This window comes from Embleya sp. NPDC059213 (assembly GCF_042754445.1).
Taxonomy (GTDB): Bacteria; Actinomycetota; Actinomycetes; order Streptomycetales; family Streptomycetaceae; genus Embleya.
Genome location: NZ_JBHZAV010000001.1, coordinates 77,950 through 95,291, shown reverse-complemented (window position 1 = coordinate 95,291; position 17,342 = coordinate 77,950). Strand labels below are relative to the sequence as shown.

Below are 17,342 nucleotides of genomic sequence, written 5' to 3'. Positions count from 1 at the left end.
GCCATGACCCCGTCTCCCACCCGCCTCCCCAAGGCCGCCCGGCGCGAGCAACTGCTCGACGCCGCCCTGGGGATCGTGCGCGCGCATGGCGCGGACGCGCTGACGCTGGTCACACTCGCCGAGGCGGCCGGGGTGAGCAGGCCGATCGCGTACGACCACTTCGCCACCCGCGCGGGACTGCTGCTCGCCCTCTACCGGCGGCTGGAGGAACGCCACCGGGCCACGGTGGAGCAGGCGCTGCGGACCGCTCCGCCGAACGCGGGGGCGATCGCCCGCGCGACGAGCACCGCGTACTTCGCCTGCGCCACGGACATGCCGGAGTTCACCGCCGTCTCGGCGGCGCTGAAGGGCGACCCGGAAGTCGCGGTGCTGCAACAGGAGATGCTGGACGGCTACACGAGCGTGATGGCCGCCGCCCTGGCCCCGTACTCCGACCTGGACGCCGAGGCGCTCCGCCTGCACTGCCTCGGCCTGCTCGGAGCCGCAGAGGCGATCGCCGCGGAACTCAACCGGGGCCGGACCACCGCCGATGCGGCCGTCGCCACACTGGCCTGCCTGATCACCGCCGCTGTGGCCACCACTCCCGACGAACTCGGCGAAGCGCGCCCCCGGGCCGGGTCCGACCGACCACGCCTCGAACCGGCGGAGGATCGCGGCGACGCGTAGTGCGGCTTGGCGGTCGGTGGCGAGACCGTCGCCGCGCATGGCGATGCCGCGCCGGCTCGGCGTGGCAGCGAACCCCAGGGTGCCGTCGGGGCCGAGGACCGGTCGCCGACCCCGTCGGGGGCTGCCGGGCCGTGAAGTCCGCGCCGACCAGGACAGGCTCGTGCCCATGCCCGCGAGAGGCGCGGGGCAGGGCGCCGCGTCGCTGAGCAGTAGCCGCAGGCCCGACGGTCAGGGGTTGGGGCGGGACGCGAGCCAGTTCTGGAGTTCGCGGTGGCGGAACTGGTAGGCGATGCCGGATATGCGCAACAGACCTGCCCCGTACGACCAGTGCAGGAAGGCGCCGAGGCGCCGGTGAGTGTCGTTGGGGCGGTAGCGGCCGGGTCGGGTCGGGTGTTGCCGGACCACGGCGGGCACGTACAGACCCAGCAGGTGGTCGCGGACCGTGCCGGGTGAGGCGAGGGCGCACAGGTCGCCGGGGTCGCGCACCGGGAGCAGGGTGTCCGGGTCGCGTTCCTCGTAGACGGTGGCGGCGAGGTTGAGGCGCCAAGGGGTGTCGAGGGAGCGGGCGAGGGTGCCGCCGGGTGCGGTGTGCAAGGTGGTGACGACGGGTGTCCAGCGGGTCGGGTCGGTGCTGCGGGCGGTCAGGTACGCGTCGGCCTGGGCGGGGGTGACCGGCTCGATCTCGATGCGGGCGGCCTCGCGCATCCGCATGTCCAGGGCGGCCAGTTCGCTGTACTGGTCGGTGCGGCAGGTCAGGATGACCGAGGCGCTGCCCGCGGGGTCCTGGTAGGCGTTGAGTTGCCGCAACGCGACCACCGCCCGGCGTCAGAGCAACCGCGGTGGCGGCCACGGACGCCACGTCGAATTGCCACGTCAGCCATAGGGCCGGCGCCACGGAAGCCGCCTGTAGGACTCCGTAGACGGCAGCCGCTCGCCCCGTCCGCAATCGCACCATGGCACGCATCATCCCCAGCGCCACCGTGCGCGGGCCGACGATCTCCGCTCCCGGTGCCGGATCGTGACTACCCGCCGCCGGCGCGTGATTGAGCGCTCGGTCGTGCTCGCGGGTGCTTCGGGCCGACCGGAAGGACCGGACGCCGTTCCGGCCGACGCGATCACGTGCGGAGTGTGGAGGACGACACGCGCGCGAAGGTGCGGGCCGGGGCGACGAGTTGGCGAATCGCCTGGTTCATGGGGCCGGCATGCGGCGGCCGCGTCCCCGGGCACCGGCGGGGCATCGCGTACGCGCAGTCATTCTTCGGACACGAAGAGTGGACGGTACGGGTGGTTTTCCGCCACGATGGGCGGTGTCCGGGGCAGCTCATCAGGGCCGTTGTGATGCGGCATGAGAAAGGGGCAGCGGATGGACATCGTCGGAGTCGAAGGGGAGGCGTCCGGGGCCGTCGGCGCGCGGGTGGTTCCGGTGGGGGAGTGGGAGCGGGAGCCTCATCCGTCGGACAGTCTGCGCACGTTCGGAGCCGTGGTTCAGGCGCTGCGCGAGCACGCGGGCCTCAGTCGGGTCGACCTGGGTACCCGGGTCCGGTTCTCCAAGCACACGGTGGAGTCGGTGGAGTTGGGCCGCCGGATGCCGGACGAGGCGTTCGTGGAGCGTGCGGAGGAGGCTCTCGGCAACACCGGCGCACTGCGCATGGCCGCCCGGCATCTCACGCGGGGAGAGGCGGGGCTCGCGGCGTGGTTCCGGCGGTGGGCTCGGCTGGAGCGGGAGGCGGTGAGCCTGTGCACGTACGAATGCCGTTTGGTGCCGGGGTTGTTGCAGTCGGAGGCGTATGCGCGGGCGGTGTTCGACAACAGCATCCCGCTGCTGACCGATGAGCAGACGGAGGCACAGGTGGCGGCCCGAATGGAGCGACAGACGATGATGCGGGAGCGGCCGACCGTGCCCTTCGGCTTCATCGTGGAGGAGTCCGTTCTCCGACGCGGACTGGGCGGGACGCGGGTGCAGTCGAGCATGCTGGACCATGTGCTCGGGCTTACCGCGCCGCGCAATGTGACGCTTCAAGTGGTGCCGCTGCAATCGGAGTTCCACGGATGCTTGGACGGGCCTGTGCGAATCTTGGAGACCCAGGAGGGGCGGCGGCTCGGCTACTCCGAGGGGCAGCAGAACGGTCGGCTGATCTCCGACGTGAAAGAAATGAGTCTGCTCTGCCGACGCTATGACACACTGCGCTCGCAGGCCCTGAACCCCAAGGAATCCCGGGATCTGCTGGAGCGACTGCGAGGAGAGCTATGAACAGCGGTACGTCGGAACTCGCCTGGTTCAAGTCCAGCTACAGCGGTACCCAGGGCGACGACTGCGTGGAGGTCGCCATCACCGAACAGGGCGTCCACGTAAGGGACTCCAAGGACGTGACCCGCCCTGCGTTCGCCGTGGGTCGCGCCGAGTGGGCTCCGTTCGTACGGTCCGTGGCCGTGCGCTGATCGACTTGCCCGCCGCCTGACACCACCGGAGTTCGATGGGGTGTCAGGCGGCATGGCTCGTTTTGTGGCTCTTCGCAGTCGCTGGTGCGTCAGGCTGCGCATGTGGCCGACGGATAGCGCTCGTTCAGCCCTTCTCGTCGCGTTCCTCATCCACGCGCCGACGGCGTGCTCGCCCGGCGATCTCCCCGGCGAGCCTGCCCTTTACCGCGCCGGCCCGATCGAGGGTTCCGCTGCCGATGCTCTTGGCGGCTCCGACTCCCTTCGCTCCTGTTTCGAGCGCCCTGTTCCTCACCTCTGTGGCCGCCTCCACCCATCGTCTCGCCTCCGACGACTCGCCACCCGAATCGATTCCGAGCCGCCCGTGAAAGTCGTGGACGCCGGTGATGACATGGTTGCTCGACTGGACCACAGCCGGGGACTTGGTCGGGTGCCGCAGCACCTTCGCGTTGGCCGCGCCGGACGCCGCATTTGACCGTGGGCTGCTCCGAAGTCACGGCCTGGCGCCGGTTGCGAGACTGGACCGAGGCCGGAGTCCGGCCGCGCGGGTCGGGAACTGGGCCGCATGTGCCGACGCGCTGGCCCAAGCCCTGGCGGAACGGGGACAGGGCCGCGTGAATGCCGGGGAATGGGGTGAAGCGCTCGCCGACTTCGCCACGGCGGCGCGGCTCGGCCACTCTCTGGGCCCCGGCGGCCAGGCAGCCGTGCACCGCGCGTGGCGGAACGTCGGGCGGAGCCGGAACGGGTACGGCTACTCGACGATTACACGAATCCACGGCCTGGAACCGGCCTACCCGCTACTGCCCGGGGACAGCGCACTGGCCGAACTTGCCGCAGAGTTGGCGCGGCAGGGCCGGAACGTCTTCGACAGCGATTCCGAGCAGAGCAGGAGGCGGTTCGCCCGGGCCCTGGCCGTTTCGCCTGGCGACGAGGACGCCCGGTCCGGGCTCGACGACCACCTGGGACATCGGGATGGTTCCTGGTTCGGAGCTGCAATCTCGGGCGGGCCCCGATCTCCGCCATGGGATACGACGAGGCGCCGACACTGCTCGACGAGGCCGACACGACCGCAGAGGCGACCGGGAACGACGCGATGCGCCCCGCGCCACGATCGTGCGAGGGCGGGTCCGCCGGCATCGGGAGTGGTCGACGCCTGTCGGGCACCGTCGATGCCGATGTGTCGCACGCGAACGGCTGCGCGTCCGGTACCGGGAATCGGGAGTCGGGACGCCCGACGTGGGCCTCGACCGGGACTAGCTCGGCTCCCCGTCACCGGTCGACCGGTCCTCGTACGTGAACTCGCCGGCCGGGCCGGTGGGCGACGTGGCCACGCCGACCGTCACGGTGACGTCCACCGTCTTCGCATCGTCCGCGTTCGATTCGTCGAGCAGCCGGGGCGGCGCCTTCGCCGTGACGAGGGTCGTGGACTTGAACTCGGAGTGCGCGACGTGGTCCTTGAACCGCACGGTCGCATGGGACGTGAAGCCCGAGCCGTTGATCGCGACCGGCGTGCCGACCGGCCCGTGGATCGGGTCGATCGAGCCGACCACGACGGGTGCGGGCCCGCCGTAGGCGAACCGCCCCAGCGGGACGGCGGGCGAGGTGCCGAACAGGTTGGTGACGCGGACGTCGACGATGCCGACCCCGTCGGGTACGACCGCCGCGATCCACATTCCTTCCAGGTCGTGGGCGAACTCGGTGCACGGGACGGGACCGAAGTCGACGACGCTGTCCGGGGTGAACCCCGTGCCGTTGACGACGAGCTGCGTGCCGCCTTCCCCGCTGGTGAGGCTCAGCCCGGTGACCACCGGGCCGGCGGGGACCTGAGGCGCGCTCAGCAGGTACAGGTAGCTGTAGTTGGAGTGTTGGAAGGCGACCTGGGCCATGAAGTCGGCGGTGGTCTTGTTGATGCAGAACGTGTCGTGCCAGTAGTACGACGGGTTCCACGTGACGGGGCTGTCGGCGAGGGGCTGGACGTACACGTAGTGCTTCTTGAGCTTGTCGATCTCCGTCAGAAGGAGCTTCACCTCGTCGGTCGCCACCGGGCCCTGGGGGGACGGGTACCACTTCGTGGCTTCGAGCACGGCGGACCACGCCAGCGGGACCACGTCGTAGGCGTTGACGTGGCGTTCGTGCAGGATCCAGGGCAGGCCGTCGACGTGGTCGGCGAAGCTCTGGAGGCCGGCCGTGGGGGCGGCGAAGGTGACGAGTGCGAACTGCGGCGGGTTCGGCGTCCACGTCCGGGTCTGGAGGTACGTGGCCAGCATGGTGGCGACACAGCCGCCCAGGCTGTGGCCGGTCACGTGGACCGTCGGCTGGGGCGAGGACGGCACGACCGCGAGAAGGAGGGCGAGCGCCTGCGTGAGCGTCGCGTCCACCGGGATGGCGGCGTCCGGCCCACCGGACCCGTCGGCCCCATCCGGCTCGGCCGGCACCCCGGTGATCCCGCGAGCCGTCGCGACCTGCGTGAACGCGGCCATGGCACCGGTCGAGACGGCGATGTCCGTCGACCCGCCCGCAGTGAACGGCACCACGGTGCCGACGTCGAGGTCCTCCATCGTGTCGATCGGCTGGGAGACGGTGCCCCGGACGGCCACGACGATCTGGTTCGAGCCGTCGGAATTCCAGGCGATGTAGGCCAGGTTGGCGTTGTCCGGACCGAGGGCCAGCCACTTCAACAGCCAGGTGCCGCCGGTGGCCAGCGTGGGGTCCTGCAAGTGCGAGGTGATGCCGGACCTGGCGCGCAGGGCCTGCTCCAGCGTGGTCTCACCGGACGGACGCGGAACCGCCGCCGTGGCGGCGATCGCGGCGAGGGTCATCAGGACCGGGGCGCTCGACGGGTCGGGCCGGGCCGACGTGGCCATACGTGCTCCTTGGGTGTCTGCGGAGCGGAGCGGGCCGCGACGGCCGCCGTGTCCGGCCTCGGGAGACCTCGGCACCCCCTTACCGTGCCGACGGCAGGTGCACACCACCCCTGCGATCGTGCTGCTCGCGCCCATCCTCGTCGGCGCCACACCCCGGCCGAGATGTCACGGGCCGGAGGCCATCGGATTTCACTCTCCCGGCCCAGCGCCCCAGCGCCCTTCGGGCGCCGACCCGCTGCGCCCCTGCGCGACCCCGGCGCCGCCGCCGAGGAATCGCCCGGTGTCCTCAGGAGACGGTGGCGAGTTCGTGCGGGGTGTTGTTGAACCGGAGTCCGGCGGTCTCCGTGACGGTGACGATGTCCTCGATCCGGACGCCGAAGCGTCCCGGGAGGTAGATGCCCGGCTCGATGGAGAAGCACATTCCGGGGACCAGAACCTGCTCCTCGCCCTCGATCATGTAGGGCGGTTCGTGCGTGGTCAGGCCGATGCCGTGGCCGGTGCGGTGGATGAAGTACTCGCCGTAGCCCGCCTGCGTGATGACGGCGCGGGCCACCCGGTCGATCTCCTGACACGGGACACCCGGCCGGACCGCCTCGAACGCCTGCTGCTGCGCCTGACGAACCACCTCGTGCACCGTGCGGACCTCGTCGGGAATGTCGGGGCCGACCTGGACGGTCCGGGTGGTGTCGGAGCCGTAACCGTCCTTGAGGCCACCGAAGTCCAGCACGACGGTGTCACCGGGCCGAATGACCCGCTCGCCGGCCTCGTGATGAGGGTTGGCTCCGTTGGGACCGGAGCCGACCACGGTGAAGTCGACCTGACTGTGGCCGTACTCCTTGAGGAGCCGGGCGAGGTCGGCGGCGACCTCGCTCTCCCGCCGGCCGGCGAAGGCCACCAGGACGATGCCGCGGAAGGCGTCGTCGGCGGCGGCGCCCGCAGCGGCGAGCCGCTCCAGTTCGTCGGAGTCCTTCACGGCGCGGAGCATGGGCAGGGCTCGGGTGAGGGGGAGGTAGCCGCCGGCCGGGAGGACCTCCTGTAGGCCGAGCAGGTGCAGGGCCCAGGCCGAGTCGGAGATCCCGTACCGGCCGTCCGGGTCCAGCAGCCTGCTCGCCGCGGCGTACGGATCGGTGCCGTCCGCCCAGTCCGTGATCGTCAGGGCTCCGGCTCCGGGTGCGCCCTCGGCGTCGGGGTGCTCCAGCCTCGGCACGATCATGGTGGGCGGACGGTTCGGTGTGAGCACCAGCGCGGTGAGCCGCTCGGTGATCGCGACCGGCCGATAGCCGGTCAGATACAGCAGGTCCGGACCGGGTGTGACGACCAGCCCGGACAGGCCGGCTTGCGCCGCCGTGTCGGTGGCCCGCGCCATGCGCGCGGCGAAGTCCTGGACGGTGAAGGGTCTCGGCATGGCGTGGCCGCTCCCGGTTCGGTTCGGTGGTGGGGAAGCGGGCGCCGGATCAGCCACCGACGAGGTCGGCGTAGTGGCGCAGGAAGTTGGCCTCCACCAGGGCCATCCGCTCGATCTCGGTGGGATCGACGCTCTCGTTCGGCGCGTGGATCATGCAGCGTGGCTCCTCGACGCCCATGAGGATCAGTTCGGCCTCGGGGAAGGCGGTGGCGAGGACGTTGCACAGCGGGATCGAACCGCCCTGGCCGAGGAAGGAGATCGGCCGCCCGTAGGCGTCCTGCATGGCGCGGTCGAGCGCGGCGTACGCGGGTCCGTCGGTGGCCGCGCGGAACGGCGCGCCGGTGCCCTCGCGCTCCACGTGGACCCGCGCGCCCCAGGGGGCCGCGGCCTTCAGGTGCGCCGCCAAGGCGTCCGCGGCCTTGTCGACATCGGTGCCGGGCGGGACCCGGAGGCTGACCCGCGCTCGCGCCTTGGCCGGCACGGCGGCGGCCGAACCGACCACCGGGGGGCAGTCGATACCCAGGACGGTCACGGCCGGGCGTGCCCACAGCCGGTCGGCCACGCTGCCGGAACCGAGCAGCGCCACCCCGTCGAGGACACCCGCGTCCGTGCGGAACTGCTGCTCGTCGTAGCCGATTCCCTCCCAGACGCCGCTGCCGGACACACCCTGGACGAGGGTGCCGCCGTCCGCGTCGCGGAGCGAGTCGAGGATCCGGATCAACGCGGCCAGCGCGTCCGGCGCGGGCCCGCCGAACATGCCCGAATGCACGTCGCCGGCCAGCGTGGACACGGTGACCACGACGTTGGCCAGGCCACGCAGCACGGTCGTCGCGGTGGGTACGCCCACGGCCGCGTTGCCGGTGTCGCAGACGAGCAGCGCGTCGGCGCGCAACTCGTCGGCATGTTCCGGCACATAGGCCTCCAGGCCGCCGGTGCCCTGTTCCTCCGACCCTTCGACCACCAGTTTCAGGCCCACCGGGATGTCCTCGCCCAGCGCTCGCAGCGCGGTGAGATGCATGACGATGTTGCCCTTGCAGTCGGCCGCGCCGCGCCCGTACCAGCGGCCGTCCCGCTCGGTGAGCTCGAACGGCGGGGACTGCCAGGCCGCGGCGTCCAGCGGGGGCTGCACGTCGTAGTGGCTGTACAGCAGCACGGTCGGGGCCCCCGGGGGTGCCGGACGGTGGCCGACGACGGCGTTGCTGCCGTCCGGGGTCGGCACCGGGCGAACATCGCGCAGCCCCGCCTCGGTGAAGGCCGCGGCGACCCATTCGGCGGTACGCAGGCAGTGCTCGGGAGGGTATTGGCGAGGGTCCGCGACCGAGGGCATCGCGACCAGTTCCGCGAGATCCGCCTTGGCCCTGGGCATCAACGCGGCAATCCGGCCGGCGAGATCGTCGGTCACGTCCGTCCGCCCGTCCACTGCTCCTCGGCGTCGTGTCGGTTCGTCAGTCACGGACGATGTCCCCTGTCTTGAGATCCTTGATCCTGTTCTGGTAGTCGTCCAACTTGTCCGGACAGTAGATCCTGATCACCTCGGCGCCGGCCTCCAGGATCCGCCGGTCGGCGATGATCGGGCGCTGACCGGGTCCGCCCGCGCCGTTGGACATCTGGTTCAGCCACAGGCCGCGCCTCAGGGCCGAGTTGGGGTCCTCGCAGACCGGGCCGCCGTCGGTGCCCAGGGTGTCGGCGATGTTGCCCGTGTTCCGCGCGGCGAAGCCGTGGGCGACGAGGGCGTCGTTCAGCTCGTTCGCCTTCCGGTGGGCCTCGTTGGAGGCCCGCTGCTGTGTGTACGTCAACAGCGCGATGACCATCATGCCGACCAGCACGACGACCGCGCCGACGAAGATCCAACGGTGCTCGGACCACATTCGGGTGGGGCTCATGCCGCACCTCCGTCGACCTGGGCGGTGGCATCGGGCTGCCGCCAACCGGGTTTGCGTGCCTTCAGGAACGCCACCGGGATGACCAGCCCGAGCAGCAGGAGGCCACCGCCGACGATGCCGACGTAGGCCCAGGCGTTGCCACCGTTGAACTGCGAGGACGGGATGAAGCCGATCGCCATGGCCAGCGCCGAGGCGACGAAACCGACCACGCAGAGCGTGGTGAGCATCGGTGCGCGGTAGCCACGCGGATGGTCGGGCAGCTTGCGGCGCAGTTGGATGGCGGCCACGAACATCAGCAGGTACATGATCAGGTACACCTGGGTGGTGATGACCGAGAAGATCCAGTAGACGCTGGACACGTCCGGGATCAGCGCGTACAGCAGGGCGATGACGGTGGTGAGCAGGCCCTGGGTGACCAGGATGTTCTGTTGGATGCCATGGGCGTTGAGCTTCTGGAGGTACGGGGGCAGGTAGCCCTCTTCACGGGAGATCAGCAGCAGGCCCTTGGACGGGCCGGCCAGCCAGGTGAGCATGCCGCCGAGCGAGGCGGCACACAGCGCGATCGCGACGATCGGGACCAGCCAGCCGATGTGGAAGTACTGGAAGAAGGCGTCGAAGGCCTGCATGACACCCGCGGTGAGGCTGAGCTGGTTCGCCGGGATGACCCAGCTGATCGCCAGGGCCGGCAGGATGAAGATCAGCAGGACCAGGCCCATGGCCAAAAACATCGACTTCGGGAACTCCTTGGCCGGGTTCCGCAGCTTGTTGACGTGGACCGCGTTCATCTCCATGCCCGAGTAGCTGAGGAAGTTGTTCACGATCAGCACCAGGCTGGCGATGCCGGTCCACTGGGGGAACAGGTGCGACCCGTCCATCGGCGCGGCGGAGGCGTTGCCCTGGCCGAGGAAGACGAAGCCGAGCAGAACCAGCAGCGTGCCGGGGATCAGCGTGCCGATGATCAGGCCCCAGGACGCCAGGCCCGCGACGGCGTTCGTACCGCGGGAGGACACCCACACGCCGCTCCAGTACAGGACCACGATGACGATCGCGGTGTACACGCCGTTACTGGCCAGTGCCGGATTGACCACGTACGAGATCGTGCTGGCCACGAAGGCGAGCAGGCTGGGGTAGTAGAAGATCGTCATGGCGAACTGGCACCAGACGGCAAGGAAGGCCAGCGGCTTCGACAGCCCCTGCGCGACCCAGTTGTAGACCCCGCCGCTCCAGCCGGACGCCAGCTCCGCCGACACCAGCGCGGTGGGCAGCAGGAACACGATGGCGGGCACCAGATAGAGGAAGACGCAAGCCAGTCCGTACACGGCCATCGTGGGCGAGGCCCGCAGACTCGCGACGGAGGCCGTCGTCATCATCGCCAGCGTCAGCCAGGGGATCTTCCCTGCCGCGGCTGCCGAACGGGCCTCGCTCACCGGCGTCGCCCCGGCCGGCCGGCCGAAGTCGTCCGCCGGCACGTCAGCAGCGCTCATCAGGTGCCTCTCTTCCCTGTCGATGATCACCTGGAGTTCATTGTTGTCACGGTGAGTGAGACTTGCGCGTCCGGTTGGGCCTTCCGGGGTTTGATCAACCCGTCCGGTGGTCGGAAGCCGCGACTCGGTCGATCTCGGTCGTGGCGGGCGGGAGGGCGGTGACACGGCCGGGTGGCCTCCCCGGTGGCCCGGGTACGAGAGCCGATTCCTGTGTGACGACGTCGGCATTTCCGCCGGGTTCCGCGCCGGCCGGATCCGTATCGACCGCAGGGTCGCCGCCGGCGCGCCGAGGCGGTGGTCACCGTGTCGGAGCACGTGGGGCGGGTCGGCGGGAGCGCTTCGAGGACGCGTCACCGAGCGGCCAGGATCTGCCGGCGCGAGAGAGCCGGGTACCGGTTACCGGCCTCCGCCGGGGACGGTATGTGCGTGGGAGGCCGCCGACATCCCGTACGCCCCGGGCTCGGCCCGGCGGCGGCGGGTACGAACCGCCAGGACGGACAGCAGCACGCCCACGCCGGACGCGATCGCCAGCAGCAGGCACGCGCCGGACAGGCCCGCCGCCAGCGCATCCGCCGCCCCTTCTCCGTCCGAGCGCCGCGACTCTCCCACCGTCGCGTTGACCGTCGCCACAGCCGCCGTGAACGCGGCCGCACCGATGTATCGCGCCATGTTCGAGATGCCGGACGCCGCGCCGACGTCGTCGTCGGACACCGACGACGTGGACGCCGAACTCGCCGGACCGTTGACGAGTCCCAGGCCGACGGCCACGAGCACGAGCGGGAGGACGAACGCCGCATACCGCCAGTCCCCCCGGACGAACACCAGCCACACGCAACCGGCCGTCGTCGCCGCGAAGCCGATGGCGAGCATCGGTCCGATGCCCAGCCGATGGACTGCCCGGGGCACGAGCGGCGTGACCGCGATCAGGCCCACCGTCGCGGGCAGCGTGGCCAGTCCCGCCTGCAACGGGCTCAACGCGAGCGTGGCGGGGTTCTGGAAGTACAGACTGACCAGATACATCAGACCGTTGATCACGCCCGCGCTCAGCAGGATCCCGACCGTCGCTCCGATCAGCACACGATTCCTCAGCAGCCGCAGGTCCACCAGCGGTGCCTCGATCCGCCGCTCCACCGCGACGAACGCCACGCCCGCCACCAACGCCACGGCGAAGCACCCCAGTACCCCGGCCGACGCCCAGCCCCATGTCGCCCCCTCGCTCAGCGCGAGCAGCGCCGGGGCCAGTACGGCGGCGATCAGCACGGTCCCCGCGAAGTCGATCGAGCGACTGCGATCGGGATCGCGGGATTCGGCGACACCCCTCAGCGTGATCGGGACGCAGACGAGAGCGATCGCCGCGTCGATCCAGAACAGCCCCTGCCATCCGGTGCCTTCCACCAGCACACCGCCGGCCAGCGGCCCGGCCGCGGCGCCCACCGCCGACGCCCCGCCCCACAGCGTCACCGCCCGAACCTGCCCCGCCCCTGCCGTGGAAACGGACAACAGACTCATCCCACACGCCAGGATCGTCGCCCCCGCGGCCCCCTGGATGGCCCGACCCGCGATCACCCCCGCACCACCGCCGGACAACGCGATCAACACGCAGGAGACGATGAACAGCGCCAAGCCGCCCAGGAAGACCAGACGCCGTCCGAACACGTCGCCCAGGGCGCCCGAGGTGACGATCACCGCGGCGCCCACCAGCGAATACCCGGTGACGGCCCACTGCAAGGTGTCCAGCGACGTGCCGGTGTCCGTACTGATCGCCGGAAGCAGGATGCTCACCGCGGAGGTGTTCGCATTGACGACCAGAGTCGAGACGCAGGTCGCGATCAGCACAGCCATCGACGCCGACCGGTCGGCAGCCGCGGGTACCGCGTCGGGTGTCCGGGAATTCACATGGGCAGGTTCACACGCGTCGCACCACCCCGCAGCCCGGGACGGCAACCGGGCGGGCCCGACCGGGTGCCGTACGGCACCCGTGTGGCGCACGGATGTGATCGGCGCTTCGCGGCAACGCGGGACACGACATGGCAGGTGTGATTCAGCCGTGAGAGTGGTGAGAGGCGGGTTGACCTCGAAGACGATCGGGCACCGAGTGCCGAGCGCCGCCGCGACCCTGGCCGACGGCCCGGGGCGTGCGTCGGTGATCCGGACCCTGGAGGTCCGGTCGTGGAAGTCGTCGTCGGCGCGGTCGGCCGACCGGGTGATGGACTGCGAGTTGCCGGGGCCCTTGTGGGGCGTTGGTGGGTGGCGGTTCGTCCGGGGTTTCGTGTGTTGGTCGGGAACCCGGCGGGGCCGCGGTGGGCGGGGTCGGGCTGTGGTGGTGGGGGCTTCGCGGTGCGGGTGCGGGTGCGGTGGCCTGGGGGTTGGTCGTCGAGGGCGGCGTCGGCCGGGTCGAGGGCGCTGCGCGGGTCGTGATTGTTGTGGCGGATATCGGCCCGGAACGCGAGAGCGGTGGACCCGGTGGTGGCGTCCTCGCAGGAAGTGGCGGCCCGTAACCAGATGGCGAAGTGTCGTTCCGCGCCGGCGTTGTGGCCGCTGTCGTACGCGCGCCACGCCGGTGATGGGACGCCTCGGCGGGGCTGCTCCGAATGGGCGTCGGCCGCAGTCCCGACCCTCGTGCCGACGGGCCCACTCACACCGCGTCCCCAACCCCGCCACACCGCACCGGCCGCGCCACGGATGAACGTCTTGTCGTAGCCGAGAGCTCGGCCCAACGCCTGCCTGGGACAGGGCGTTGACCGTGCGGTGGTGGCGCAGGATCCGGGCGAGGTGGCGGGTGGCGGGGACGGCGTGGCCCTCGGGTGTCGCCGATCGCCACACCCCTTGTCGCCGGGGCGGTTCCGAGGGTCGTGGTTCGGTTTACGCCCGGGCGGGGTGGTCGAACCACGTTTCGATGGAGCGTTTGTAGCCGTCCGGCATGAACAGGGCGGGGATCTCCGCCCGGCCGAAGAGCCCGATCTCCTTGTGTTCGTGGCTGAGGACCGGGGCCGTGCGGGTGTCGAGAGGGTGGACGCCGTAGGTGACGATCAGCACGTGCCGACCGGGGATGGGCTGATACACCCAGGTGTCGAGCAGGGGGCCCGTCTTCGCGTCCCACATGGTTTCCTCGGCGACCTCGCGGACGACGCACTCTTCGGGTTCCTCGCCCAACTCCAGGCGTCCACCGGGGAGTTCCCACTCCCGACGCTCGTTACGCAGGAGCAGGACACGGTCTTCGTGGTCGACGACGACCCCCTTGACCGAGACGGGCCAGGTGCGAGGGGTGGGGTTGTCCATGGAGTCCTTCACGGGTGGCGTTCCGGGCACGGGACCTTCGGAACCTGGCACCGGGGCCGACCCGCACGGGACTCCTGCGGCGATGACGGTGGGTCGACGATTCCAACTGCTCAACCCGCCACGCCTGATGATGCCGACTTGCGCGGCTCCCGCAATGTCGGTGGGCAATGCCGACTCGCGGACGGGCGGGCGCTCCCGAAGGACCCGGCCGAGCGGCCATTGGACGCCGTCGATGCCCGGTCGGCGTTGTCCGGGCACGGTGACGGCCACTTCGGATCGGTGTTCGCCCCGGCCGGCCCCGGGTCTGGGCGATACGGCCGCGCCAAGGCGACATGGCCCGGTCCGCGTCGATCACCCGGTCACACCTCCCCCTACCGCGCGAGGTCATCGAGGCGAGCACGCCGACCGTGGAGACTGCGCCGGGGTGCGGCAAATGGCGACAGGACGGCGACCCTTCCCACGAGTGGGACGCCTGGATCAACGACGGCCTCACCTGTGAGGACATCCCCTCCGCCTCCGGCGCCGCCGGCACTGCCACCCCGCCCCGACACCCGCTGCGGTCGCCCCCGCCGCCACCGACACTCCCGACGCGGTCACCGGCCGTACGCCTACCGGCGGGGTGAACACCTGCTCGCACTCGCTGGTTCTCGCGGTCGCGTCCGGCGCCGCCTACTCCACGCGTGCCCCCGAGGGTCCGTCCCTTCGACGGCATCGAGCACCCGTGCCTGCGGGCACGGCTCCGGTGGCTTCAGCAGATGCGGGGCAGTTGTTCGCCCAGTGGCATGTCCAGCACGCGCGTGCCGCCCAGGCCCGTGCGGGCGACCACCATGCCGCGGTGCTCCTCGACGCACTCGCCGATCACGGCCGCGCCCGCGCCCAACGGGTGGGCGCGCATCGCCGCCAGGATCGCGTCGGCGTGCTCACGGGGTACGAACGCCACCAGCTTGCCCTCGTTGGCCACGTACATCGGGTCGAGGCCCAGGATCGCGCACGCGTTGGTCACGGCCGGCGGGACCGGGACGGCCTGTTCCGAGATCACCACGCCCACCCCGGCCGCCGCGGCGATTTCGTTGAGCGCGGCGCCGAGCCCGCCCCGGGTGGGGTCGCGCAGCACGTGCAGGTCCGGCGTGACCGCGAGCATCGCCTCGACCAGGCCGCCGAGCGCGGCGCAGTCGCTGCGGATCTCGACGTCGAATTCGAGACCCTCGCGCACGCTCATCACCGCCACACCGTGCACGCCGATGTCGCCGCTGACCACCACCACGTCGCCCGGGACCGCGCGTTGCGGCCGAATGTCGACGCCCGCCGGGATCAGTCCGATCCCCGCGGTGTTGAGGTAGACGCCGTCGCCGTGACCGGCCTCGACGACCTTGGTGTCGCCGGTGACGATCTCCACCCGCGCGGCGCGGGCCGCGTCGCCCATCGCCCACGCGACCCGGGCGACGACCGACATGTCCACGCCCTCCTCCAGGATGAAGGCGCAGGACAGATAGGCGGCCCGCGCCCCGCTCATCGCGAGGTCGTTGACCGTGCCGTTCACCGCGAGTTCGCCGATGCCGCCGCCGGGGAAGAACAGCGGCCGGACCACGTACGAGTCGGTGGAGAACGCGAGTCTGGCCCCGCCCAGGGTCAGCACCGCCGAGTCCGCGAGCCCGGCCAGCACCGGGCCGCCGAACGCCGGGGCGAAGACGTGCTCGACGAGTTCGGCGGACAACGCGCCGCCGCCGCCGTGGCCGGTGACGATCCTGGGATGGTCGCGCAGTGGCGTCGGACAGGTCCAGCCGGAGAAGTCGGGCGCGGAGTGCACGTCGGTGAGGTCAGACAACGGGGCTCGCCTCCCGGGGCGCGGTCGTGGCGTCGAGTCGGCGGTAGAGGTAGTAGGCGGCGCAGGCGCCCTCGCTGGAGACCATCGTGGCGCCCAGCGGGTTGCGCGGCGTGCACGAGGTGCCGAAGGCCGCGCACTCGTTGGGCTTGAGCAGGCCCTGGAGCACCTCGCCGCTGCGACACTCGGCGGGCTCGCGGGTGGTGATGTCGGTGACCTCGAAGCGGTGCTCCGCGTCGTGCTCGCGATAGCGCGGCGACAACCGCCAGCCGCTGTCGGGGATCACCCCGATGCCGCGCCAGGCTCGGTCGGTGACCTCGAAGACGTCGGCGAGCATGGCCCTGGCCGCGGGGTTGCCCTCCGGGCGCACCGCGCGGGCGTAGGCGTTGTCGACGGTGTGTTCGCCGCGTTCGAGTTGGCCCACGGTGCGGCGGATGCCCTCCAAGATGTCCAGCGGTTCGAACCCGGTGACCACGATGGGGACCCGGTGGCGTTCGGCGAGCGCCGGATACTCGTCGATGCCCATCACGCTGCACACGTGGCCCGCCGCGAGGAACCCCTGTACGCGGCAGTCGGGCGAGTTCATGATCGCCTCGACGGCGGGCGGAACCCGTACATGCGAGACCAGCAGGCTGAAGTTGCGAATGCCCAGCCGCCTGGCCTGATACACCGTCATGGCATTGGGCGGTGCGGTGGTTTCGAAGCCGATGCCGAAGAAAACCACTTCGCGATCCGGGTTGTCCCGGGCGATCTTGAGCGCGTCCAGCGGTGAGTACACCACCCGAACGTCGCCGCCCTCCGCACGCACCCGGAACAGGTCGCGATCCGTCCCCGGTACCCGCAGCATGTCGCCGAACGAGCAGAAGACCACCCCTGGGCGGGCCGCGATCGCCAACGCCTTGTCGATGATCTCCAGCGGCGTGACGCACACCGGACACCCGGGTCCATGGATCAACTCCACCTCGGGAGGCAGCAGTTGATCGATGCCGTGCCGGATGATCGTGTGCGTCTGCCCACCGCACACCTCCATGATCGACCAGGGGCGGGTCACCGTCGCCCGGATCTCGTTCAGCAGGCGACGGCCCACCTCCGGATTGCCGAACTCCTCCAGATACTTCACCGCGCGATCTCCCTCGCTGTGTCGCCCGCGGCGACCGCGGGGCCCGATCCGGGCGCCTCGTTCGGCCCGGACACCCAGTCCAGTTCGCCGGCCGCCTCCCATGGATCGCCGAACTCCTCTTGCAGCAGCCCGAGTTCGTCGAACAGCGCCAGCGTCTGCCGAGCCGACTCCTCGTCCAGCCGCTGCAGCGCGAACCCCACGTGCACGATGGCGTATTCGCCCACCCGCAGGTCCGGGAGATATTCGAGGCACACTTCCTTGACCACGCCGCCGAAGTCGACGAGAGCCATCCGGGTGCCGTCGCGATCCTCGATGCTGGTCACTCTGCCGGGTACCGCCAGGCACATCGGATTCTCCTCGTAGTCCGGAACGGCTTTGATTCG

The 17,342-nt window shown here is 70.9% G+C and carries 15 protein-coding genes; 3 read left to right on the top strand and 12 right to left on the bottom strand.

Going from position 1 to position 17,342, the window contains the following annotated elements:
- The first annotated feature begins 3 nt into the window (after positions 1-3).
- Positions 4-666: a TetR/AcrR family transcriptional regulator gene (locus ACFXMF_RS00425; protein WP_360305730.1), complete on the top strand. Its 663-nt coding sequence runs from the start codon at positions 4-6 to the stop codon at positions 664-666.
- A 228-nt stretch (positions 667-894) separates the two neighbouring features.
- Here ACFXMF_RS00425 and ACFXMF_RS00420 read toward each other — a convergent pair whose 3' ends face one another.
- Positions 895-1,473: a hypothetical protein gene (locus ACFXMF_RS00420; protein ID WP_379988410.1), complete on the bottom strand. Its 579-nt coding sequence runs from the start codon at positions 1,471-1,473 to the stop codon at positions 895-897.
- A gap of 556 nt (positions 1,474-2,029) precedes the next feature.
- On the opposite strand from ACFXMF_RS00420, the gene ACFXMF_RS00415 reads away from it, so the two are divergent.
- A complete protein-coding gene (locus ACFXMF_RS00415; protein ID WP_379988411.1) occupies positions 2,030-2,917 on the top strand; it encodes a Scr1 family TA system antitoxin-like transcriptional regulator in 888 nt (295 codons plus the stop codon).
- The gene (locus ACFXMF_RS00410; protein ID WP_379988412.1) at positions 2,914-3,105 is read left to right on the top strand and encodes a DUF397 domain-containing protein; all 192 of its coding nucleotides are present in this window, start codon (positions 2,914-2,916) and stop codon (positions 3,103-3,105) included. The genes ACFXMF_RS00415 and ACFXMF_RS00410 overlap by 4 nt, the downstream gene beginning before the upstream one ends.
- A gap of 124 nt (positions 3,106-3,229) precedes the next feature.
- Here ACFXMF_RS00410 and ACFXMF_RS00405 read toward each other — a convergent pair whose 3' ends face one another.
- The 11 genes from ACFXMF_RS00405 to ACFXMF_RS00355 form a co-directional block, all read right to left on the bottom strand.
- A complete protein-coding gene (locus tag ACFXMF_RS00405; protein WP_379988413.1) occupies positions 3,230-3,514 on the bottom strand; it encodes a hypothetical protein in 285 nt (94 codons plus the stop codon).
- A gap of 841 nt (positions 3,515-4,355) precedes the next feature.
- A complete protein-coding gene (locus ACFXMF_RS00400) occupies positions 4,356-5,966 on the bottom strand; it encodes a lipase family protein (protein WP_379988414.1) in 1,611 nt (536 codons plus the stop codon).
- 286 nt (positions 5,967-6,252) lie between these two features.
- Complete coding sequence (locus tag ACFXMF_RS00395; RefSeq protein WP_379988415.1) at positions 6,253-7,371, bottom strand: aminopeptidase P family protein; 1,119 nt, start codon at positions 7,369-7,371, stop codon at positions 6,253-6,255.
- A 49-nt stretch (positions 7,372-7,420) separates the two neighbouring features.
- Positions 7,421-8,737, bottom strand: a complete 1,317-nt coding sequence (locus ACFXMF_RS00390; protein ID WP_379988433.1) for a dipeptidase — start codon at positions 8,735-8,737, stop codon at positions 7,421-7,423.
- Between the two features lie 79 nt (positions 8,738-8,816).
- A complete protein-coding gene (locus tag ACFXMF_RS00385) occupies positions 8,817-9,254 on the bottom strand; it encodes a hypothetical protein (RefSeq protein WP_360305746.1) in 438 nt (145 codons plus the stop codon).
- Positions 9,251-10,738 (bottom strand): APC family permease, encoded by a 1,488-nt coding sequence (locus tag ACFXMF_RS00380; RefSeq protein ID WP_360305748.1) that lies wholly within the window; start codon positions 10,736-10,738, stop codon positions 9,251-9,253. The genes ACFXMF_RS00385 and ACFXMF_RS00380 overlap by 4 nt, the downstream gene beginning before the upstream one ends.
- Positions 10,739-11,134: 396 nt before the next feature.
- Positions 11,135-12,580, bottom strand: coding sequence for an MFS transporter (locus ACFXMF_RS00375; protein WP_379988416.1), 1,446 nt, complete (start codon positions 12,578-12,580; stop codon positions 11,135-11,137).
- A 1,020-nt stretch (positions 12,581-13,600) separates the two neighbouring features.
- On the bottom strand, positions 13,601-14,017 hold the full coding sequence (locus ACFXMF_RS00370; protein ID WP_360305752.1) for an NUDIX hydrolase: 417 nt from the start codon (positions 14,015-14,017) through the stop codon (positions 13,601-13,603).
- A 748-nt stretch (positions 14,018-14,765) separates the two neighbouring features.
- The gene (gene hypE, locus ACFXMF_RS00365; RefSeq protein WP_360305754.1) at positions 14,766-15,842 is read right to left on the bottom strand and encodes a hydrogenase expression/formation protein HypE; all 1,077 of its coding nucleotides are present in this window, start codon (positions 15,840-15,842) and stop codon (positions 14,766-14,768) included.
- A complete protein-coding gene (gene hypD / locus ACFXMF_RS00360; protein ID WP_360305756.1) occupies positions 15,835-16,959 on the bottom strand; it encodes a hydrogenase formation protein HypD in 1,125 nt (374 codons plus the stop codon). Before hypD ends, hypE begins: the two co-directional genes overlap by 8 nt.
- Entirely contained in the window at positions 16,956-17,306 is a 351-nt protein-coding gene (locus tag ACFXMF_RS00355) for a HypC/HybG/HupF family hydrogenase formation chaperone (RefSeq protein WP_379988417.1), read from the bottom strand. The genes hypD and ACFXMF_RS00355 overlap by 4 nt, the downstream gene beginning before the upstream one ends.
- Positions 17,307-17,342: the final 36 nt, after the last annotated feature.

Bases quoted from the DNA above. Each gene is read 5' to 3' on its own strand.
- ACFXMF_RS00425 (WP_360305730.1), top strand. From the start codon at position 4: ATGACCCCGTCTCCCACCCGCCTCCCCAAGGCCGCCCGGCGCGAGCAA.
- ACFXMF_RS00415 (WP_379988411.1), top strand. From the start codon at position 2,030: ATGGACATCGTCGGAGTCGAAGGGGAGGCGTCCGGGGCCGTCGGCGCG.
- ACFXMF_RS00410 (WP_379988412.1), top strand. From the start codon at position 2,914: ATGAACAGCGGTACGTCGGAACTCGCCTGGTTCAAGTCCAGCTACAGC.
- ACFXMF_RS00400 (WP_379988414.1), bottom strand. From the start codon at position 5,966: ATGGCCACGTCGGCCCGGCCCGACCCGTCGAGCGCCCCGGTCCTGATG.
- ACFXMF_RS00395 (WP_379988415.1), bottom strand. From the start codon at position 7,371: ATGCCGAGACCCTTCACCGTCCAGGACTTCGCCGCGCGCATGGCGCGG.
- ACFXMF_RS00390 (WP_379988433.1), bottom strand. From the start codon at position 8,737: ATGCCCAGGGCCAAGGCGGATCTCGCGGAACTGGTCGCGATGCCCTCG.
- ACFXMF_RS00385 (WP_360305746.1), bottom strand. From the start codon at position 9,254: ATGAGCCCCACCCGAATGTGGTCCGAGCACCGTTGGATCTTCGTCGGC.
- ACFXMF_RS00380 (WP_360305748.1), bottom strand. From the start codon at position 10,738: ATGAGCGCTGCTGACGTGCCGGCGGACGACTTCGGCCGGCCGGCCGGG.
- ACFXMF_RS00375 (WP_379988416.1), bottom strand. From the start codon at position 12,580: ATGGCTGTGCTGATCGCGACCTGCGTCTCGACTCTGGTCGTCAATGCG.
- ACFXMF_RS00370 (WP_360305752.1), bottom strand. From the start codon at position 14,017: ATGGACAACCCCACCCCTCGCACCTGGCCCGTCTCGGTCAAGGGGGTC.
- ACFXMF_RS00355 (WP_379988417.1), bottom strand. From the start codon at position 17,306: ATGTGCCTGGCGGTACCCGGCAGAGTGACCAGCATCGAGGATCGCGAC.